This is a genomic window from Xanthomonas arboricola, assembly GCF_002940665.1.
Classification (GTDB): domain Bacteria; phylum Pseudomonadota; class Gammaproteobacteria; order Xanthomonadales; family Xanthomonadaceae; genus Xanthomonas; species Xanthomonas arboricola_B.
The window spans coordinates 207,024-227,192 of the sequence record NZ_MIGY01000001.1 but is presented as its reverse complement, the minus strand read 5'-3'; the positions used below and the strand labels follow the sequence as shown (position 1 = coordinate 227,192).

19 protein-coding genes are annotated in these 20,169 nt (G+C 66.2%); 14 read left to right on the top strand and 5 right to left on the bottom strand.

What is annotated here, in order from left to right:
- The first annotated feature begins 73 nt into the window (after positions 1–73).
- The 3 genes from XarjCFBP7645_RS01075 (at position 74) to XarjCFBP7645_RS01065 (ending at position 3,310) form a co-directional block, all read left to right on the top strand.
- Positions 74–1,111, top strand: a complete 1,038-nt coding sequence (locus tag XarjCFBP7645_RS01075) for a type IV pilus twitching motility protein PilT (RefSeq protein WP_003489919.1) — start codon at positions 74–76, stop codon at positions 1,109–1,111.
- A gap of 113 nt (positions 1,112–1,224) precedes the next feature.
- On the top strand, positions 1,225–2,355 hold the full coding sequence (locus tag XarjCFBP7645_RS01070; protein WP_047126909.1) for a PilT/PilU family type 4a pilus ATPase: 1,131 nt from the start codon (positions 1,225–1,227) through the stop codon (positions 2,353–2,355).
- A 280-nt stretch (positions 2,356–2,635) separates the two neighbouring features.
- A complete protein-coding gene (locus XarjCFBP7645_RS01065; protein WP_047126908.1) occupies positions 2,636–3,310 on the top strand; it encodes a YitT family protein in 675 nt (224 codons plus the stop codon).
- Here XarjCFBP7645_RS01065 and XarjCFBP7645_RS01060 read toward each other — a convergent pair.
- Positions 3,295–3,849: a DNA-3-methyladenine glycosylase I gene (locus XarjCFBP7645_RS01060; protein ID WP_047126907.1), complete on the bottom strand. Its 555-nt coding sequence runs from the start codon at positions 3,847–3,849 to the stop codon at positions 3,295–3,297. The two genes, XarjCFBP7645_RS01065 and XarjCFBP7645_RS01060, sit on opposite strands and share 16 nt — an antisense overlap.
- Before the next feature lie 330 nt (positions 3,850–4,179).
- Between XarjCFBP7645_RS01060 and XarjCFBP7645_RS01055 the strand changes: the two genes are divergently transcribed.
- The 5 genes from XarjCFBP7645_RS01055 to XarjCFBP7645_RS01030 all read left to right on the top strand — a co-directional run bounded on the left by XarjCFBP7645_RS01055 (position 4,180) and on the right by XarjCFBP7645_RS01030 (position 7,575).
- Complete coding sequence (locus tag XarjCFBP7645_RS01055; RefSeq protein WP_047126906.1) at positions 4,180–4,746, top strand: YqgE/AlgH family protein; 567 nt, start codon at positions 4,180–4,182, stop codon at positions 4,744–4,746.
- Positions 4,739–5,206 (top strand): Holliday junction resolvase RuvX, encoded by a 468-nt coding sequence (gene ruvX / locus XarjCFBP7645_RS01050; protein ID WP_047126905.1) that lies wholly within the window; start codon positions 4,739–4,741, stop codon positions 5,204–5,206. Before XarjCFBP7645_RS01055 ends, ruvX begins: the two co-directional genes overlap by 8 nt.
- Before the next feature lie 15 nt (positions 5,207–5,221).
- Positions 5,222–6,169 carry an aspartate carbamoyltransferase catalytic subunit gene (locus XarjCFBP7645_RS01045; protein ID WP_047126904.1) on the top strand — a complete coding sequence of 316 codons (948 nt, stop codon included), beginning with the start codon at positions 5,222–5,224 and terminating at the stop codon, positions 6,167–6,169.
- A 220-nt stretch (positions 6,170–6,389) separates the two neighbouring features.
- Positions 6,390–6,830, top strand: coding sequence for an OsmC family protein (locus XarjCFBP7645_RS01035; RefSeq protein ID WP_047126903.1), 441 nt, complete (start codon positions 6,390–6,392; stop codon positions 6,828–6,830).
- Positions 6,831–6,978: 148 nt separating this feature from the next.
- Positions 6,979–7,575, top strand: a complete 597-nt coding sequence (locus XarjCFBP7645_RS01030) for a glycine zipper 2TM domain-containing protein (protein WP_047126902.1) — start codon at positions 6,979–6,981, stop codon at positions 7,573–7,575.
- A gap of 128 nt (positions 7,576–7,703) precedes the next feature.
- Here XarjCFBP7645_RS01030 and XarjCFBP7645_RS01025 read toward each other — a convergent pair whose 3' ends face one another.
- Both XarjCFBP7645_RS01025 and XarjCFBP7645_RS01020 read right to left on the bottom strand, forming a co-directional pair.
- Entirely contained in the window at positions 7,704–8,585 is an 882-nt protein-coding gene (locus XarjCFBP7645_RS01025; RefSeq protein ID WP_104535915.1) for a PhzF family phenazine biosynthesis protein, read from the bottom strand.
- 31 nt (positions 8,586–8,616) lie between these two features.
- Positions 8,617–9,495, bottom strand: coding sequence for a PhzF family phenazine biosynthesis protein (locus tag XarjCFBP7645_RS01020; RefSeq protein ID WP_047126900.1), 879 nt, complete (start codon positions 9,493–9,495; stop codon positions 8,617–8,619).
- Positions 9,496–9,679: 184 nt separating this feature from the next.
- On the opposite strand from XarjCFBP7645_RS01020, the gene XarjCFBP7645_RS01015 reads away from it, so the two are divergent.
- From XarjCFBP7645_RS01015 to XarjCFBP7645_RS00995, 5 genes are all read left to right on the top strand, one after another.
- A complete protein-coding gene (locus XarjCFBP7645_RS01015; RefSeq protein ID WP_104535914.1) occupies positions 9,680–12,289 on the top strand; it encodes a bifunctional aspartate kinase/diaminopimelate decarboxylase in 2,610 nt (869 codons plus the stop codon).
- Complete coding sequence (locus XarjCFBP7645_RS01010; RefSeq protein ID WP_104535913.1) at positions 12,273–12,731, top strand: hypothetical protein; 459 nt, start codon at positions 12,273–12,275, stop codon at positions 12,729–12,731. The genes XarjCFBP7645_RS01015 and XarjCFBP7645_RS01010 overlap by 17 nt, the downstream gene beginning before the upstream one ends.
- Entirely contained in the window at positions 12,728–14,083 is a 1,356-nt protein-coding gene (gene murL / locus XarjCFBP7645_RS01005; RefSeq protein WP_104535912.1) for a UDP-N-acetyl-alpha-D-muramoyl-L-alanyl-L-glutamate epimerase, read from the top strand. Before XarjCFBP7645_RS01010 ends, murL begins: the two co-directional genes overlap by 4 nt.
- A complete protein-coding gene (murD, locus tag XarjCFBP7645_RS01000) occupies positions 14,064–15,473 on the top strand; it encodes a UDP-N-acetylmuramoyl-L-alanine--D-glutamate ligase (RefSeq protein WP_104535911.1) in 1,410 nt (469 codons plus the stop codon). The genes murL and murD overlap by 20 nt, the downstream gene beginning before the upstream one ends.
- 156 nt (positions 15,474–15,629) lie before the next feature.
- On the top strand, positions 15,630–16,430 hold the full coding sequence (locus tag XarjCFBP7645_RS00995) for a dienelactone hydrolase family protein (protein ID WP_047130474.1): 801 nt from the start codon (positions 15,630–15,632) through the stop codon (positions 16,428–16,430).
- A gap of 76 nt (positions 16,431–16,506) precedes the next feature.
- Here the strand turns inward: XarjCFBP7645_RS00995 and XarjCFBP7645_RS00990 are convergent, their stop codons facing one another.
- A complete protein-coding gene (locus XarjCFBP7645_RS00990) occupies positions 16,507–17,505 on the bottom strand; it encodes a polyprenyl synthetase family protein (protein ID WP_104535910.1) in 999 nt (332 codons plus the stop codon).
- 273 nt (positions 17,506–17,778) lie between these two features.
- Between XarjCFBP7645_RS00990 and XarjCFBP7645_RS00985 the strand changes: the two genes are divergently transcribed.
- The gene (locus tag XarjCFBP7645_RS00985) at positions 17,779–18,303 is read left to right on the top strand and encodes a single-stranded DNA-binding protein (protein ID WP_016902371.1); all 525 of its coding nucleotides are present in this window, start codon (positions 17,779–17,781) and stop codon (positions 18,301–18,303) included.
- A 210-nt stretch (positions 18,304–18,513) separates the two neighbouring features.
- Here the strand turns inward: XarjCFBP7645_RS00985 and XarjCFBP7645_RS00980 are convergent, their stop codons facing one another.
- Positions 18,514–20,019 (bottom strand): sensor domain-containing diguanylate cyclase, encoded by a 1,506-nt coding sequence (locus XarjCFBP7645_RS00980; protein ID WP_181126091.1) that lies wholly within the window; start codon positions 20,017–20,019, stop codon positions 18,514–18,516.
- Positions 20,020–20,169 lie beyond the last annotated feature (150 nt).

Below are 20,169 nucleotides of genomic sequence, written 5' to 3'. Positions count from 1 at the left end.
CCGCCAGCAGCCAGAACGCTATACTGCCGCTTGGGGAGTACCTTCCAATCGCAGCCTAGGGGAAAAGCAGCGCATGGATATCGCTGAACTATTGGCGTTTTCTGTCAAGAACAAGGCATCGGACCTGCATCTGTCGGCCGGCTTGCCGCCGATGATCCGTGTCGATGGCGATGTCCGTCGGATCAATATTCCGGCCCTGGACCACAAGCAGGTACACGCGCTGGTCTACGACATCATGTCGGACAAGCAGCGTCGCGATTACGAGGAATTTCTCGAGGTCGACTTCTCGTTCGAGATTCCGTCGCTGGCGCGCTTCCGCGTCAATGCGTTCAACCAGAACCGCGGCGCCGGTGCGGTGTTCCGTACCATTCCTTCCGAAGTGCTGACGCTGGAAGACCTGGGCTGCCCGCCGATCTTTCGCCAGTTGATCGACCAGCCGCAGGGCTTGATCCTGGTGACCGGCCCGACCGGCTCGGGAAAGTCGACCACGCTCGCCGGCATGATCGACTACATCAACAAGAACGAATACGGCCACATCCTCACTGTCGAGGATCCGATCGAATTCGTGCATACCTCGCAGAAGTGCCTGATCAATCAGCGCGAAGTGCACCGCGATACGCACGGCTTCAACGAGGCACTGCGCTCGGCGCTGCGCGAAGACCCGGACATCATCCTGGTCGGCGAATTGCGCGATCTGGAAACCATCCGCCTGGCGTTGACCGCTGCGGAAACCGGCCACCTGGTGTTCGGCACCCTGCACACCAGCTCGGCCGCCAAGACCATCGACCGCATCATCGACGTGTTCCCGGCCGGCGAAAAGCCGATGGTGCGCTCGATGCTGTCCGAATCTTTGCGTGCGGTGATTTCGCAGGCGCTGCTGAAGAAGGTCGGCGGCGGACGCACCGCGGCCTGGGAAATCATGGTCGGCACCCCGGCCATCCGTAACCTGATCCGCGAGGACAAGGTGGCGCAGATGTATTCCTCGATCCAGACCGGTCAGCAGTACGGCATGCAGACGCTCGACCAGCATCTGCAGGACCTGGTCAAGCGCAGCCTGATCACGCGCAACCAGGCCCGCGAGTACGCCAAGGACAAGCGGATATTCGAGTAGCCGGGATTCGGGGTTCGGGATTGGGGATTCGCAACGGCGATTTCCCGGACCGGACCCCGCTCTTGCGAATCCCGAATCTCCCATCCCGAATCCCTGCTCCCGAGGAGCACGCCATGAGCACCATCGACTTCACCTCCTTCCTCAAGCTGATGGCGCACCAGAAGGCGTCGGATCTGTTCATCACCTCGGGGATGCCGCCGGCGATCAAGGTGCATGGCAAGATCAGTCCGATCACCCAGACGCCGCTGACCGCGCAACAGAGTCGCGACCTGGTGCTGAACGTGATGACGCCGTCGCAGCGCGAAGAGTTCGAAAAGACCCACGAGTGCAATTTCGCCATCGGCGTGTCCGGGGTCGGGCGCTTTCGCGTGAGCTGCTTCTACCAGCGCAACCAAGTCGGCATGGTGCTGCGCCGGATCGAAACGCGCATTCCCACGGTGGAAGAATTGAGCCTGCCGCCGGTGATCAAGACGCTGGCGATGACCAAGCGCGGCATCATCATCTTTGTCGGCGCCACCGGGACCGGCAAGTCCACCTCGCTGGCGGCGATGATCGGTTACCGCAACCAGAATTCCACCGGGCACATCATCACCATCGAAGACCCGATCGAATTCGTGCACAAGCACGAGGGCTGCATCATCACCCAGCGCGAAGTCGGCATCGATACCGATAGCTGGGAAAACGCGCTGAAAAACACACTGCGCCAGGCGCCGGACGTGATCATGATCGGCGAGGTGCGCACCCGAGAAGGCATGGAACACGCCGTGGCCTTCGCCGAAACCGGCCATCTGGTGCTGTGCACCCTGCACGCCAACAACGCCAACCAGGCGATGGACCGCATCATCAACTTCTTCCCGGAAGACCGGCGCAACCAGCTGTTGATGGATCTGTCGCTCAATCTCAAGGGCGTGGTCGCGCAGCAGTTGATCCCCACCCCGGATGGCCGCGGCCGTCGCGTGGCGATGGAGATCATGCTGGGTACACCGCTGGTGCAGGATTACATCCGCGACGGCGAGATCCACAAGCTCAAGGAGATCATGAAGGAGTCCACCAACCTGGGCATGCGCACCTTCGACCAGAGCCTGTTCGAGCTGTACCAGGCCGGCGAGATCAGCTACGAAGACGCGCTGCGCTACGCCGACTCGCAGAACGAGGTGCGCCTGCGCATCAAGCTCTCGCAGGGCGGCGACGCCAAGACCCTGGCGCAGGGCCTGGATGGCGTGGAGATCGCCGAGGTTCGCTGAGCGCCTGCAGGCGCGTGGCACGCGGTGACGGATGGCCGGGGGTGCATGCGAACGGGACGGCCTGCGCCGGATTCAATGCAGCGCCCTGCGTGCAGCTGTGTCCTGCGCGATGCGGCGGTGGACGCCGCTGCGCTCGATGAACGCGCGGCGTCGCAACGCGCGAATGGCGTGATGTTTCAGATGTAACCAGGTGCGCCGATAGTGTCTAATATCCGCACCCCACCGCAGTGCCCAGTCCGTGAGCCTTCCCGATTCCGATCTCCGTCCGGAGCAGCAGCCGTTGCCCGACGACGGCACAGTGATGACTTCCGGTCCGTTGACGCCGCCACCGGATTCGGCCGGCACTGCGGCCGACGATCATGCGTTTCACCACTCGGTGGCCGAGGACGTGCAGGGCATGGTGCTGGCGACGCTGGTGGCGTCGCTGGGCCTGGCGATCTTCGCCAAGGGCGGCCTGATGATCGGCGGCATGGCCGGCGTGGCGTTCCTGCTGCATTACGCATTGCACTGGAATTTCGGCCTGGTGTTCGTGCTGGTCAACCTGCCGTTCTATTGGCTGAGCGTGCGCCGCATGGGCTGGGAATTCACCTTGAAGACCTTTGCCGCAGTGGGCGCCTGCGGTGCGCTCACCGACCTGCTACCGCGCTGGGCCGACTACGCGCACATCAGCACGCTGTTTTCGGCAATCGTCGGCGGCGCGCTGGCGGGCCTGGGCATCCTGTTCTTCATCCGCCACCGCGGCAGCCTGGGCGGCATCGGCATCCTGGCGGTGTACCTGCAGCGCGAGCGCGGCTGGAGCGCCGGCAAGGTGCAGATGAGTTTCGATGCGATGCTGATGCTGGTCGCCTTCAGCATCCTCACCCCGGACAAGGTGCTGTACTCGGCGCTGGGTGCGCTGATGCTCAGCCTGGTGCTGATGTTCAATCACCGGCCGCATCGTTACATGGGTGTCTGATTGCCGTCTTGCACCCACGGCGGCGACAACGCCTGGATGCGTGCAAATACCGGGCAATCGGCATGGTGCGCACCGGGCAGGTAGCCCAGGCTCATCAGGAATTCGCCGGTGATTTCGCCGCCGGTGAAGCGGAAGGTCTTCTTGAACAGCTTGACCCAGGCCGCTTTGTCGAGCGGATGCTGTGCGTCCAGCCATTGCGCGAAACTGCCGTGCGAGGCGCGCAGCTGCCGGACGACCTGCGCATTGTGGATGGCCGCCAGCACCTTCAGCCGGTTGCGGATGATGCCGGCGTCGCCGAGCAGCCGTGCAATGTCGCTCTCGCCATAGGCCGCCACCGTGTCCACATCGAAGCCGTCATAGGCGCGCTGGAAGTTGCTGCGCTTGCGCAGGATGGTTTCCCAGCTCAGGCCGGCCTGATTGATCTCCAGCACCAGGCGCTCGAACAGCTCGCGCTCCTCACGCTGTGGAAAGCCGTATTCGTGGTCGTGATAGTGCCCGTGGACCGGGTGGCCCGGGGCGATGCTGCAGTAGCCGCTCATGAGATGCCTGTTGTGGGTGGAGCAGGTGTCGGTGGACCCGTGCGCGATGGCAGGGAATCCAATGCCCAACGATAGCGACCGAACAGCGACGCGTGGGTGCACGGATCGACTGCATTCACGGAAACAGATCGATCGCGGCACAGCGCAGCCTGCATGTTCGCGCTGCGCAGCCGCCGGCAATCTGAATGGGCCGGCCTTGCCTGCCGGGTGCCATCGGTGGCCTCTGGGAGGTCGCTGTCCATCGGCAGCATCGCCGGTCCGGTGCCGCCCGCATGCAGCAAGTATGGCAGCGGCTCTGCGCGCGGCGAAGCGAACGGCTAGAATGCGGCCATGTCTGTTTTGCCCACGCCTCTGGCCAACCAACTGCTGATCGCGCTTCCGGCGCTGTCCGACCCCACCTTTTCGCGCAGTGTCGCGCTGATCTGCCAGCACGACGAGAACGGCGCCATGGGCGTGCTGGTCAACCGGCCCTCCGAATACACACTGGGCGAGGTCCTGTCGCAAATGGGCATCGACACCGTCGACGAGCACCTGCGCGAGCAGGTCGTGCTCAGCGGCGGGCCGGTGCACCCGGAACGCGGTTTCGTCATCCACGACGATGCGCGCGACTGGGATTCCAGCCTGGAAGTGGGGCAGGGCGTCTACCTGACCACCTCGCGCGACATTCTCGAAGCCATGGCGGCTGGCGAAGGCCCGCGCAATGCGCTGGTGGCGCTGGGCTGTGCCGGTTGGGGCGCGGGTCAACTGGAATTCGAACTGGGCGAGAACAGCTGGCTGACCGCGCCGTCGGATGCCAATGTGTTGTTCGCCACCGCGCTGGAAGATCGCTGGCAGACCGCCGCCGGGCGCATCGGTGTGGATCTGTTCCGGCTCACGGACTATTCCGGGCATGCCTGAGGCGGGCGCTTTCCGCCCGGATGGCACGGTGCTGGGCTTCGACGTGGGATCGCGCCGCATCGGCGTGGCCGTCGGCACCGCGCTCGGTGCCGGCGCGCGTGCGGTGGCCGTCATCCATGTACATACCAACGGCCCGGACTGGGTCGCGCTGGATCGTGTGCATAAGCAATGGCGTCCCGACGGTCTGGTGGTCGGCGACCCGCTGACCCTGGACGACAAGGACCAACCCGCACGCAAGCGCGCGCATGCCTTCGCCCGCCAACTGCGCGAGCGCTACGCGCTGCCGGTGGTGCTGATCGACGAGCGCTCCAGTTCGGTCGAAGCCGCGCAGCGTTTCGCGCGCGAGCGCGCCGACGGGCGCAAGCGCCGCCGCGATGCCGAGGCGCTGGACGCGATGGCGGCCGCGGTGATCGTCGAACGCTGGTTGGCCGCGCCCGACCAAGCCACTCTTCTTCCCTAACACTCCCGACCTGCGATGACCACCATGCAACTCGATTCGGACGGACGCCTGCGCCACCTGCTCACCCTGGAAGGACTGCCGCGCGCCACGCTGCTGCAGCTGCTCGATCGTGCCGGCCAGATCCGCGACGCGGCGGTGGGGCGCGTGGGCAAGCGCAGCGTGCTTGCCGGCACGGCGGTGTGCACGCTGTTCTTCGAACCGTCCACGCGCACGCGCAGCTCGTTTCATCTGGCTGCACAGCGACTCGGCGCGGACGTGCTCAATTTCGATGCCTCCACCTCGTCCACCCGCAAGGGCGAAACTGCGCGCGACACGTTGAAAAATCTCGAGGCGATGGGCGTACGCGGCTTTGTGGTGCGCCATCCCGACGATGGTGCGGTGGAAGCGCTGGCCGCGGCTGCAGGCGAGGGCACCGCCTTGATCAACGCCGGTGACGGACGCAGCGCGCATCCCACCCAGGGCCTGCTCGACATGCTCACCCTGCGCCAGGCCAAGGGCACCGATTTTTCCAAGCTCAAGGTGGTGATTGTCGGTGACGTGAAGCATTCGCGCGTTGCGCGCTCGGACCTGCATGCACTGCGCACGCTGGGCGCCGGCGAGATCCGCGTCTGCGGCCCGGCCAGCCTGCTGCCCGACGACGACATGCTGAATGGCTGCGTGGTCGGCCAGGACTTCGACGCCATGCTGGAAGGGGCCGATGCCTTGATGATGCTGCGCCTGCAGCGCGAGCGCATGGAAGAAGGCCTGGTGCCGTCGCTGGAGCAGTACCACAGCGACTACGGACTCACCCGCGAGCGCCTGGCACGTGCCGGCCGCGACGCCGCCGTGCTGCATCCTGGCCCGATCAACCGTGGCGTGGAAATCACCGACGAAGTCGCCGACGGCGCGCAATCATGCGTGCTGCGCCAGGTCGCCAACGGCGTGGCGGTGCGCATGGCCGTACTGGAAACCCTGCTGGGTTGAGCGAACCCAGCAACGCGGCCGCGCACCCGCAATGCGGTCGCGGTCGCGCCAGGTGCGCGTCTTCGCGCGCACATCCCAACGCCTTGCCATCAGAACCCGCGCGCGGCCTGCTCCTACGATTCCCGATTCCCGATTCCCGATTCCCGATTCCCGATCCAGGCACCACGCCGTAACATCCAGTCGCCTATCGTGACGCCTCCTTTCATCGCAGGAGATCGCAATGGGTATTTCACGTCACGCCACCGCTCACTGGGAAGGCGACCTCAAGACCGGCAAAGGCCAGCTCAGCACGCCGCAAAGCGGCTTGATGGACAAGACCCGCTATGCCTTCAATAGCCGCTTCGGCGACGAGAAGGGCACCAACCCGGAAGAACTGATCGCCGCCGCGCACGCTGGCTGCTTCACCATGGCGCTGTCGGCGCAGCTGAGCGAAGCCGGTTTTCCGCCGACCTCGCTGGATACCCGTGCAGACGTGGATCTGTCGATGGAAGGCGGCCCGCAGCTGTCGCAGATCCGCCTCAAGCTCAAGGCCGTGGTGCCGGGTATCGAAGAAGCCAAGTTCCGCGAACTGGCCGACATCGCGAAGAAGAACTGCCCGGTGTCCAAGGCGCTGAGCGCCGTGCCGATCAGTCTGGAAACCGAGTTTTCCAGCCAGGCGTGATCCCACTTGCGTGCGTTGGCGATAACTACCGGCGCACGCAGCTGGCGGCGACCTGAATAGGGCTTTGCGAGGTCGGTTCGGTTCAGGGCGGTTTCACTGGCGCAGGTCGAGCATCGGCAGCGTGTCCTCCCCTGTAGAAGCTGCCGCAATGAAAACTCTTGTGCTTGGTGCTCTGGTGATGGGTGTGGCAGTTGCAGGCAATGCAACGGCGCAGCGCTATGACAGCGGCTACGACGGACGTGGCAGCTATGAGGACGGTCGTTACGAATATGCGCGAGTGGTGCGCGTGGACCCGATCATCGTGACCGATTCGTATGGCGAGCGCAGCAGCGAACGCTGCTACAACCGCCCGGCCGACGGTTACTACACCAGTAACGACGGCTATTACCGCGACGGCGGCAGCTATGGCCAGGCCGGCGTGTCCAATCGTGGTGTGGCCAGCGTGATCGGTGGTATCGCCGGTGCGGTGCTTGGTAGCCAGGTCGGTGGCGGCAATGGCCGTCTGGTCGGCACGGCAGTCGGCACCATGGCCGGCGTCGCGGCAGGTCGCTCGATCTACGAAGCCAATAATCGCAACTACCAGGGCAATGTCAGCGTCTGCGAGCCGGTGTCCTACCGCCGCGAACGCGACCGTGTCGACGGCTACGACGTGACGTACGAATACGCGGGCCGCACCTATCATACGCGTAGCGACTACAACCCGGGCGACCGTATCCGGGTACGCGTGGACGTGCGTCCCGACTGACCGGTGCGGTGTCGTGTGCCGCGGTCAGGCGATCGATATCGGCCCATTGAATGACGAAAACGCTGCGGGTGATCGCAGCGTTTTTTGTTCCGACGCACGCGCTTTTCAGCCTGCCGGATCAGGCGCGATCACGCCCAATCCAGCGTGCCGCGGATCACCGTCTGCACCTGGCCGCCAGACCACACATCGCCATTGGCGTCGATGCGCAATTCCAGCAAGGCGTCAAAGCCGATCTCGCGGCCCTGGCTGACCACGTAGCGACGTTCCTTGCCCGGCAATGCCTGGCGGCTGTCCAGCCAGGCGGCGAGCACCGCATTGGCCGCGCCGGAGGCGGCATCTTCGAAGCGCCGGCCATTGCCGACGAAGGCGCGCACCGCCAGATCGTAGGCGCCGGGCGCTGCGGCGCGCGCATAGGCGAACACGCCCATGCTGCCGGTGGATTCGGCCAGCGCGGCGATCGCGTCCCAGTCCGGCTGCAGGCCGCGCAGCGCCGCTTCGCTTGCCAGCTCCACCACCCACCAGGTGCGGCCGCCGTCCATCAAGGCGGGCGGCAAGCTGCCGAGTGGCCAGCCGCGCACCGCATCGCGCAGGCGCGGGTCGTCGGCCTCCACCTGCTCGGCCACGCGCGCGCGCGGGGTGCGGATGGCGATGCTGCGGTGGCCTGCGGTCTGCTCCACGCGCAGCGGCAGCTGGCCGGCGATACCGTCCTGGATCAACACGCCGTCGTCGGGTGCGGCCAGGCCGGCTTCCAGTACCGCGTGTGCGGTGCCGACGCTGGGGTGGCCGGCAAACGGCACTTCCTTTTGCGGCGAAAACATCCGCAGCCGATAGCTGCAGTGCGCATCCGGCGCCGCAAACACGAAGGTGGTTTCCGGCAGCTTGGTCCAGCGTGCGATGGCCTGCATCGCCGCATCGTCCAGGCCTTCGGCATCGAGCACCACCGCCAGCGGGTTGCCGCTGCCGGGGCGGGCGGAGAACACATCCAGTTGCAGGAAACGGCGGGTGGTCATGGCGGCGGCTCCGCGAACAGGGCGCGGCAGCTTACCAATCGATACGGCCTTCGATCACTTGCCTGGTCGTTCCGCCGATCCAGACTTCGCCTTCGTGATCCACCTCCACGTGCACACGGCCGTCGCGGCCGACCTCGCGGCCCTGGCTGGCGACGTAGCGCAACGCCTCGCCCGGCACGCGGCCTTCGCCGTGCAGGCGCGCGGCAATGCAGGCGTTGGCACTGCCGGTGACCGGATCTTCCGGGATGCCGTCGCCGGGGCAGAAGGCGCGCACCACCAGGTCCGCGTCGCTACTGGCCTGCGGCGCGTAGATGGCCAGGCCGGTGGCCGCGCTGGCCTGGGTCAGGCGGCTGATCGCAGCCAGATCGGGCGCCGCCTGGCGTACCGCCTGCGCGTCGGCCAGTTCCAGCAGCCACCAACCGGGGCCGTTGTTCCATAGTGCGGCCGGGCGTGCGGCCAGGCGCAGGCCAGCGCAGGCATCGTGCAACGCCGCAGCATGCGTCTGACCGGTCTCGATCGCGCGCGCATGCGGTGCCCGCAGCCGCACCAGCGAGGCGCCATGTCGGTCGAGCACCTGCACCGGCAATACGCCCGCCGCGCATTGCTGGCGCATCCGGCCGTCCGGCTTGAACGCAACCAGCCCGTGCGTCGCCGCCGCCCACGCAGCGCCGACGCTGGGATGGCCTGCAAACGGCAGCTCGGCGCGTGGCGTGAAGATACGGATGTGGTAGTCCGCATCGGGTGCGCTGACCGGCAGGAAAAAGATCGTCTCCGACAGGTTCAGCCAGGCGGCAATCTGCTGCATCTGCTCCGACGACAACGTCTGCGCGTTGAGGACCACGCCCAGCGGATTGCCGCGGCCATGCTGGCCGCCGAACACATCCAGTTGCAGGTAGCGGTGCTTGCTCATGGGGCATGGATCTCGGTCGATGGAAGGCGCGTCGATGGTTGCAGCGCAAACCGTTGCGGTGATGGCAGTGGCCGCCGGCAGGCTGCGACCGCACACGGGGTCATGCAGGCGACATTGGCAGTAGAATCGGAGGTTCCGCCCGGCGTACCGGGCGTCTTCCCCCTCATCCTAAACGCCTATCTCAATGTCAGCTCCCCACTCTACCGATCGTTGGATCGTCCTCAAGTTCGGCGGCACCTCGGTGTCGCGTCGTCATCGCTGGGACACGATTGGAAAACTGGCGAGCAAACGGGCCAACGAGACCGGCGGCCGCGTGCTGGTGGTGGTGTCCGCGCTGTCGGGCGTGACCAACGAACTCACCGCGATCGCCGATGGCGCTGCCGACAGCGCGCAGCGCGTTGCGGCGCTGGAGCAGCGTCATCGCCAGTTCCTGGCCGAGCTGGAACTGGATGCCGATGCGGTGCTGGGCGAGCGCCTGGCCGCCCTGCATGCATTGATCGGCGATACGCGCGCGGCAACGCGCACGCTGGACTGGCAGGCCGAGGTGCTGGGGCAGGGCGAATTGCTGTCTTCCACCATCGGTGCGGCGTATCTGCATGCCAGCGGCCTGGACATGGGCTGGCTGGATGCGCGCCAGTGGCTGTCGGCGCTGCCGCCGCAGCCCAATCAGAGCGAGTGGTCCAAGCGCTTGTCGGTGTCCTGCCAGTGGCAGTCCGATGCCGACTGGCGCGCGCGTTTCGATACGCAGCCCACGCGCCTGTTGATCACCCAGGGCTTCATTTCGCGGCACGCCGATGGCGGCACCGCGATCCTGGGGCGTGGCGGTTCGGATACCTCGGCGGCGTATTTCGGTGCGCTGCTCGGCGCCAGCCGGGTGGAAATCTGGACCGATGTGCCCGGCATGTTCAGCGCCAATCCCAAGGAGGTACCGGACGCACGGCTGCTGACCCGCCTGGACTATTACGAGGCGCAGGAAATCGCCACCACCGGTGCCAAGGTGCTGCATCCGCGCTCGATCAAGCCATGCCGCGATTCCGGCGTGCCGATGGCGATCCTGGATACCGAGCGCCCCGATCTGCCGGGCACCAGCATCGACGGCAATGCCGAGCCGGTGCCGGGCGTCAAGGCAATCAGCCGGCGCAACGGCATCGTGCTGGTATCGATGGAAGGCATCGGCATGTGGCAGCAGGTGGGCTTCCTGGCCGATGTGTTTACCCTGTTCAAGAAGCATGGCCTGTCGGTGGACCTGATCGGTTCGGCCGAGACCAATGTCACCGTGTCGCTGGACCCGTCCGAGAACCTGGTCAACACCGATGTGCTGGCGGCGTTGTCGGCCGATCTGTCGCAGATCTGCAAGGTCAAGATCATCGTGCCGTGTGCGGCGATCACCCTGGTGGGGCGCGGCATGCGCTCGCTGCTGCACAAGCTCTCCGACGTGTGGGCCACGTTCGGGCAGGAACGCGTGCACATGATCTCGCAGTCGTCCAACGACCTGAATCTGACCTTCGTCATCGACGAAGCCGATGCCGATGGCCTGCTGCCGATCCTGCATGCAGAACTGATCGACAGCGGTGCGATGCCGGTGAGCGAGGGCGAGGTGTTCGGGCCGCGCTGGCGGCAGATCATCGGCTCGGTGCGCCCGCGGCCCACGCCGTGGTGGCACGCCGAGCGCACCCATCTGCTGACACTGTCCAAGGCCGGTACGCCGCGTTACGTCTATCACCTGCCCACGGTGCGTGCGCGTGCGCAGGCGCTGGCGCAGATCGCGGCGGTGGATCAGCGCTATTACGCGATCAAGGCCAATGCGCATCCGGCGATCCTGATGGCGCTGGAACAGGCCGGTTTTGGCCTGGAATGCGTCTCGCACGGCGAGCTGCGCCGCGTGTTCGATACCTTGCCCGAGCTGTCGCCGCGGCGCGTGCTGTTCACCCCGAGTTTTGCGCCCAGGGCCGAGTACGAAGCGGGATTTGCGCTGGGCGTGACCGTCACCGTGGACAACGTCGAAGCATTGCGGCGCTGGCCAGAGGTGTTCCGCGGCCGCAACGTGTGGCTGCGCATCGACCTGGGGCATGGCGACGGGCATCACGAGAAGGTCAACACCGGCGGCAAGGCGTCCAAGTTCGGCTTGTCGTCCACGCGCGTGGACGAGTTCGTGGACGTGGCGCGCACGCTGGAGGTCACCATCACCGGCGTGCATGCGCACCTGGGCAGCGGCGTGGAGACCGGCGAACACTGGCGGATGATGTACGACGAACTGGCAGGCTTCGCGCGCCGCATCGGCACGGTGGAGACCATCGATATCGGTGGCGGCCTGCCGATTCCCTACAGTGCCGAGGACGAGCCGTTCGATCTGGAGCTGTGGGCCAAGGGCCTGGCCGAGGTCAAGGCGGTGCATCCGGGCTATCGACTGGCAATCGAGCCGGGCCGTTACCTGGTGGCCGAAGCCGGCGTGCTGCTGGCGCAGGTGACCCAGGTGATCGAGAAGGACGGCGTGCAGCGCGTAGGCCTGGATGCGGGCATGAACACGCTGATCCGGCCCGCGTTGTACGACGCCTGGCACGACATCGAAAATCTCAGCCAGCTCGGCGCGCCGGCCGATGGCAGCTTCGATATCGTCGGGCCGATCTGCGAATCGTCCGACGTGTTCGGCAAGCGCCGTCGTCTGCCTGCCGCCACCGCGCCGGGCGATGTGATGCTGCTGGCCGATGCCGGTGCCTACGGTTACTCGATGGCCAGCACTTACAACCAGCGCGAATTGCCGCGCGAAGAGGTGATCGATGCGCCCGCAGGCTGAGTTCATTGCACTCAGTATGCTGGCCGGTGGTGCTGCGATCGTGTTCGCCACCGCGCTGCAGCAACTGAGCCTGGGCATGCCGTGGAGCGACACCTTCAAATGGCTGCTGCCCGCACTGGTCGCTGCCGGTATCGGCGCATGGTTGGCCGGGCGTTGGCAACGTGGGCGCGATGCGCGGGGTCCGTCGCGTCGCAGTGGCGGGATGGCGGTGCGCACGGTGCTGTTGAGCGCGCTGAGTTATGTGCCGGTGGTGGCGCTGTATCTCGCCGTCGCCTTTGCGGTGTCTGGCGATACCACGGCTGCACGTCTGGATGTGCTGTTGCTGGCGGTGCTGTTCGGTTGCCTGCCGCTGCTGTGGGCTGCGGTGCCGTTTTCCATGATTGAATATGTCCTGTGCCGGCGTTATCTGCGTCGCGTACGTGTTCCTGCAGGTAGTCCATGAGCGCTTTCGACAAACACCAGATCTCCACCTTCCGTTTCGTGCGTTGCGCACTGGACGCGCACACCGGCGTGGCGACGCTGGTGTATGCCTTCGATCAAGGGCCGGAGCTGGTCGAGACCGTCGCGGTGCCGGGCGCACCGTTCGCGCTGGACGGCGCGCAGGCCGCTGCCGTGCAACAGGCCTTGCAGTTGCTGCATCTCATCGCGGGCGTGAGTTACTACAAGGCCGCAGTGCCGCCGACCATCGCCATCGACAGCTACAGCATCGATGCCGATACCGCTGCGCTGGTGGAAAACGTCTACCTGCACGGCCTGGGCGAGTTCGCCTATCGCAATGGCTTGAACCTGCACGGCAAGATCCACTTCCCGGTGGCTGCACCGGCTGCTGGCGCTGCGCCCGCGCTGGGCCTGCGCGAGCACGCCTTGGTTGCGATCGGTGGCGGCAAGGATTCGCTGGTCAGTATCGAAGCGCTGCGGCATGCCGGCATCGACCAGACCGTCAGCTGGATCGGCGGCTCGCAGCTGATCCGGGCCTGCGCCGAGCGCACCGGTTTGCCGGTGCTCAATATCGGCCGCGTGCTGGCGCCGGAATTGTTCGAGCTCAATCGCCAGGGCGCCTGGAACGGGCATATCCCGGTCACTGCGGTGAACTCGGCCATCCTGGTGTTGTCGGCCTTGCTCAATGGTGTGGACCAGGTAGTGTTTTCCAACGAGCGTTCGGCCAGTTACGGCAGCCAGATTCCCGGCACCGGCGAGGTCAATCACCAGTGGTCCAAGGGCTGGGCGTTCGAGCAGGCGTTCGGCGATTACGTGCAGCGGCATGTGGCGGGCGACCTGCGGTACTACTCGTTGCTGCGGCCATTGTCGGAGCTGGCGGTGGCGCGCCAGTTCGCCAAGACCGATCACTACGACGCGCATTTTTCCAGCTGCAACCGCAACTTCCACATCATGGGCGAGCGCCCGGTGCATCGCTGGTGTGGCGTGTGCCCGAAGTGCCATTTCGTGTTCCTGGCATTGGCGCCGTTCATGCCCAAGACGCGGCTGGTCAAGATCTTCGGGCGCAATCTGCTCGACGATGCAACCCAGGCCGGCGGCTACGATGCGCTGCTGGAATTCCAGGACCACAAGCCGTTCGAATGCGTCGGCGAAGGCCGCGAATCGCGCGCGGCGATGGCGGTGCTGGCCAGCCGTGCCGAATGGAAGGAAGACGCGCTGGTGCTGCGTTTCATCCGCGAGATCCAGCCGCAGCTGGACCAGCAGGCGCTGCAGCTGGAGCCGTTGCTGGCGATCGACGGCGAGCACCGGATTCCGTCGGCGCTGTGGGAGCGCGTGCGTGCGAATTTCGCAGCTTGAGGGCAAGGCGGTCGCGTTATGGGGCTGGGGGCGCGAAGGGCGCGCGGCGTATCGCGCGTTGCGTGCCCGGTTGCCTAGCCAATCGCTGACGGTGTTCTGCAACGCCGAGGAAGCACGCGAGCTCGAGACGCTGGCCGATGCTGCATTGCATGTGGAAACCGATGCCAGCGCGCAGGCGCTGGGCCGGTTCGAGGTGGTGGTGAAATCGCCCGGCATCAGCCCGTATCGTCCCGAGACGCACACCGCTGCAACCGAGCACGGCACGCAATTCATCGGCGGCACCGCGTTGTGGTTTGCCGAGCAGGCGCAGCCTGACGGCTCTGTGCCTGGCGCCATCTGCGTCACCGGCACCAAGGGCAAGAGCACCACCACCGCGCTGCTGGCGCATCTGTTGCGTGCGGCCGGCCATCGCACCGCCCTGGTCGGCAATATCGGCCAACCCTTGCTGGAAGTGCTGGCGCCGCAACCGCCGCCGAGCTATTGGGCGATCGAGCTGTCCAGTTATCAGACCGGTGAAGTGGGGCGCAGCGGCGCACGTCCGCAATTGGCGCTGGTGCTGAACCTGTTTCCCGAGCATCTGGACTGGCATGGCGACCAGGCGCGCTACGTGCGCGACAAGCTGGCGCTGGTCACCGAAGGCCGCCCGCGCATCGCCTTGCTCAATGCCGCCGATCCGCATCTGACCCAGTTGCAGTTGCCGGACAGCGAGGTGCGTTGGTTCAACCATCCCGATGGCTGGCATCTGCGCGGCGATGTGGTGTATCGCGGCGAGCAGCCGGTGTTCGACACCGCCAACGTGCCGCTGCCCGGCGAACACAATCGGCGCAACCTGTGCGCGGTGCTGGCAGCGCTGGAAGCCCTGGGGCTGGACGCTGCGGCGCTGGCGCCGGCCGCAGCGAGCTTCCGCCCGTTGCCGAACCGCCTGCAGCTGCTCGGCAGCGTGGACGGCATCAGCTACGTCAACGACTCCATCAGCACCACCCCGCACGCCTCACTGGCGGCGCTGGCCTGCTTTGCGCAACGCCGCGTGGCCTTGCTGGTCGGTGGCCACGATCGCGGGCTGGACTGGCAGGATTTTGCCGCGCAGATGGCGCAGCAGGCGCCGCTGGAAATCGTCACCATGGGCGCGAACGGGCCGCGTATCCACGCGTTGCTGGCTCCGCTGGCCGAGCGCGGTCGCTTCGGTCTGCATGCCGCCGACGACCTGGAACGCGCAATGCAGCTGGCGCGCGAGGCGCTGGGCGAGCAGGGCGGCGTGGTGCTGCTGTCGCCGGGCGCACCCAGCTTCGGCGCGTATAGCGACTATGTTGCGCGCGGCCGCCATTTCGCCCAGCTGGCCGGGTTCGATCCGGCGGCGATCAGCGCGATTCCCGGCTTGGGCGTGCAGTAGCGCTGCATTGCTGTACGCCAGTCGACGGCGGCATTTGCCTGGGTTTTTCGACGGCCGTGGCAGAACGCTGCCGCGGTCGGTCCGTCGGCGTCCACGCTGACCCGGCCTGCACGGCGGCAGCGTCTACACTCGCCGGACCTTCCCGAGAGCAGGCACATGCACAAGCAATGGAGATGGCGTGGCGTTGGGTTGTTCGGTGTCTTGGCGTCGCTGGCGTTGCCCGCCGCCGCAGCGATGCAGGCCAAACCGCTGGAATGGACGATCGGCAAGGACACCTTCGGCGGCGTGCTGGTCTACGACGATGCCGGTGCCGCCAAGCGCCCAGGCCTGGTGATGGTGCCGAACTGGCGCGGCGTCAACGATTCGGCGGTCACCAAGGCCAAGCAACTGGCCGGCGACGACTACGTGGTGCTGGTTGCCGACGTCTACGGCAAGGGCAAACGTCCGGCCAACGACAGCGAGGCCGGGCAGTTTGCCGGTGCCCTGAAGAAGGACCCGCCGACGCTGCGCGCCCGCGCGCTGAAAGCGGTGGATGTGCTCAAGGCGCAGGCCGGCAAGGCGCCGCTGGATGCATCACGCATCGGTGCGGTGGGGTTCTGCTTCGGCGGCACCACGGTGCTGGAGCTGGTGCGCGCAGGTGCGCAGCTGGCCGGTGTGGTCAGCCTGCACGGCGGCATCGCCACACCCAGCCCGGCGGCGGCCGGCTCGGCCAGGACGCCGGTGCTGGTACTCAATGGCGCCGACGACAAGAGCGTGAGCAAGGCGGACATCGCGGCCTTCGAAACCGAGATGAATGCGGCCGGCGCGGACTGGCAGTTCGTCAATTTCAGCGGTGCGGTGCATTGCTTTGCCGAAGCCGATGCCAACAGCCCGCCAGGCTGCCTGTACAACCCACGTGCGGCGAAACGTGCCTACCGCATGCTCGGCGATTTCTTCGACGAACGCTTTGGCGATTGATGAGGTGGCCAGGCGCGGCTGACCGCCGCCTGACAGCCCGTTCAGTGAGCGCGGCAGGCGAAACCTGCCGCCCGGATCAATGCGTGCGTTCCACCGCATAACGTGCCAGACCACGCAACGCTGCAACCGCAGGGCTGGGCGGCAAGCCGTCCAGCGCCTGTTCCGCAGCGGCAGCGTATTCGGCGGCACGCTGGCGGCTGTAATTCAGGCCGCCGGTGGCGTGAATCGCCGCCAGCACCTCGGGCATTGCGCTCGCATCGCCCTGTTCGACGATCTGGCGCAGCCGCTCCCGGGTGCTCGCATCCGAGTGCGCCATGGCGTGGATCAGCGGCAGGGTCGCCTTGCCTTCGGCCAGGTCGTCGCCCAGGTTCTTGCCCAGGTCCGCGGCATCGGCGGCGTAGTCGAGCACGTCGTCGGCAATCTGGAAGGCAAAGCCCAACTGCATGCCGTAGTCGTACAGGCGCTGCTGCACCTGCGCATCCGCGCCCGAGGCCAGCGCGCCCAGGCGGGTGCCGGCGGCGAACAGTACCGCGGTCTTGCGCTCGATCACGCGCAGGTAGGCGGCTTCGTCGGTGTCGGGGTTGTGCACGTGCAGCAGCTGCAGCACCTCGCCCTCGGCGATGCGGTTGGTGGTGTCGGCCAGGATCTGCATCACTTCCATGCGGTCCAGCTCCACCATCAGCTGGAAGCTGCGCGAATACAGGAAATCGCCGACCAGCACGCTCGGCGCATTGCCCCACAGCGCATTGGCGGTGCTGCGCCCGCGGCGCAGGTCCGACTCGTCCACCACGTCGTCGTGCAACAGGGTGGAGGTGTGGATGAACTCGATGATCGCCGCCAGCTGATGGTGCTCCGGGCCGGAGCCGCCAGCGGCGTGGCCGGCCAGCATCACCAGCATCGGACGCAGGCGTTTGCCGCCGGCGGAGATGATGTGATCGGCGATCTGGTTGATCAGCACGACGTCCGAGGCCAGACGGCGGCGGATCAGCGCGTCGACCGCGGCCATGTCGGGCGCGGCGAGGGACTGGATCTGGGGCAAGCCCAGGACGGTGGGGAGGTCTTCGGCGATGGTCATGCGCAGGCGTTCGTGATGTGCGCCGATTATAGGTGTCTGGGCCAGATCCGTCCCGCTGGCCGTGTGCGAGGGCCTCCGGCGTGGCCGCAAACCCTTGCGGCGCCGGCGTCGGGCCTGTCCGCGAGCGCCCGGATTCCGACCTGCCGGCGCGGCATTCCCCGGCCCGGCGCTGCGGCGATCCGCCGGTACCGTGGCCGGCAGGTGCGGTAACATTGGCACCAAGACATTCACCGCCGTGCCCACTGGCGCCGGCGCACCATCTCGGAAGCATCTATGGCCCGCGGCATCAACAAAGTCATCCTCGTCGGCAACCTCGGCAACGATCCCGACACCAAGTACACCCAGGCCGGCATGGCGATCACGCGCGTGAGTCTGGCCACCACCAGCATGCGCAAGGACCGCGATGGCAACAACCAGGAGCGCACCGAGTGGCATCGGGTGGTGTTCTTCGGCAAGCTGGGCGAGATCGCCGGCGAGTACCTGCGCAAGGGCTCGCAGGTGTACGTCGAAGGCGAGCTGCGTTACGACAAGTACACCGGCCAGGACGGCGTGGAGAAGTACAGCACCGACATCGTCGCCAACGAGATGCAGATGCTCGGCGGCCGTGGCGAAGGCGGCGGTGGTGGCGGCATGGGTGGTGATCGCCCGCAGCGCAGCCAGGCTCCGCGCCAGCAGCAAGGCGGTGGCGGTGGTGGTCAGGGTGGCGGACAGGATTACGCCCCGCGTCGTCAGCAGCCGGCCCAGCAGCAGTCGGCACCGCCGATGGACGACTTTGCCGACGACGATATTCCGTTCTGATCGGCAGTCAGCCTGTCTGTCATTCAGGAGGGCCCGCATCGCGCGGGCCTTCTGCGTGCTGGCCACTGATTGCATCGACGCAAGCCAGGCCCGTTCAACCATTGTTTGACGTGCAGGTCGCGCGGGAACTGGCCTGTCGCTTGGCACATGCCGACTCCGGGCACGGGCCGCGCCCGCCTGGTGTTGAGCGCAGTTCCGCTGTCTGTCGCGCTACGCCGACGTCCGGTCGCGGCCGTTCTGCTTGGCGCGGTACAACGCCGAGTCGGCGTCGTGCACAAAGGCATCCGGAGTGCGTGGCGCTTGGCCCGGTTCGAACGTCGCTGCGCCGACGCTGACGGTGACGTGCGCGCTGGTCGGGCTGGACAGGTGCATCAGGCCGAGCCCGGCGACGGCGCTGCGGATCGCGTCGGCCAGCCGCAGTGCGCCGGCGGCATCAGTCTGCGGCAGGATCATGCCGAACTCTTCGCCGCCGTAGCGCGCGGCAATGTCTTCGCTGCGCCGCGAGCAGCCGGCAATCGCGCGCGCGATCAGACGCAGGCAGGCGTCGCCATTGACGTGGCCGTAGGTGTCGTTGTAAAGCTTGAAATGATCGACATCGATCATCAGCACCGAGAGTGGCGCTTGTCGATGAACAGCCTGCTGCAAGGCACGGGAGAGCCGGTGGTCGAACGCACGGCGGTTGGCGATGCCGGTGAGTGCATCTATCCAGGCTTCGGTGCTGAGTTTGTCCTCGTTGCGATGCATGCGGCGCAGTTGCAGATCCAGCCAGATGCCGACGCCCAACAGCAACGCGCACCCCAGGGTGGCGACCACGATGCGCTGGTGCGCCGATTGCCGCCAGTTGGCCAATGCGTCATCGACCGAGACACCGGTCAACACGGTCAATGGATACGCCCGCGCTGGCGTGAAACTGGAAATGCGCTCCACGCCGTCGATCGGCGAACGATAGGTGGCAGTGCCGTGCCTGCGGGCGCGCATGGTGGCGTAGATCGAGGTGCCTGCGATCGAGGTGCCGATCACGCCCGGTTTGTCGGGCAGGCGCACCAGCACGATGCCATCGTCATTGGTCATGCCGATGGTGCCGTTCGGGCCGACCTCGAAAGTGCTGTAGTAATTCTGGAAATACTTCAGTTGCAGCGTGACCAGGACTACGCCTGCAAACTCGCCGCTCGGGGTATTCAGGCGCCGGCTCAACGTGAGCACCCAACTGCCATCGGATCGGCTCTGTACCGGCGGTCCGACCAGCGACAAGGCGTCGCGATGGTTGCGGTGATATTTGAAATAGGCGCGATCGGCGTTGTTGTGCGTTCTGGGCGTGCTATCCAGTGACGAACTCACCCAGCTGCCGTCGGGCGCATAGATGAAGATGCCATGCAGCCGGTCCGAGCGACGCGCTTCATGCACGAGAAAATCATGCATGACCAGTCGCGCACTGGCCGATCTTTGGTCGTGCTCCACCCGCGACACCAACCCGGACAGCACGGCATCGGCGATCGTCATGGTGTCGCTGGCATGCTGCGCCAGCGAATTGGCAAGATTCAACGATTGCGCTTCGGCGGTGCGCAGCGCACTTCCGCGCTCTTCGTGGATGGACCAGTATTCCGAACCCAGCAGCAGCAAGCACGAAATGCTCAGCACAAAGTGCAACGCGATACGTTGTGCTCGTTGCCGTCGCCGCTTTGTGGACGATGTCACGGGAGTTACCTGTCTGGACATCAGGACATTGCAACTGCCGTGCCAGCTTAGCCGTTGGCGTCGCGTGGAATCGCTTGCATCGCGTGGCGCAATGCCGATCTGTGATTGATGCCTCATGCGTTGCGCGGCAGTTCGCGTGGCGTGCGACCGCGCTGCTGTCCAGCCTGCTCT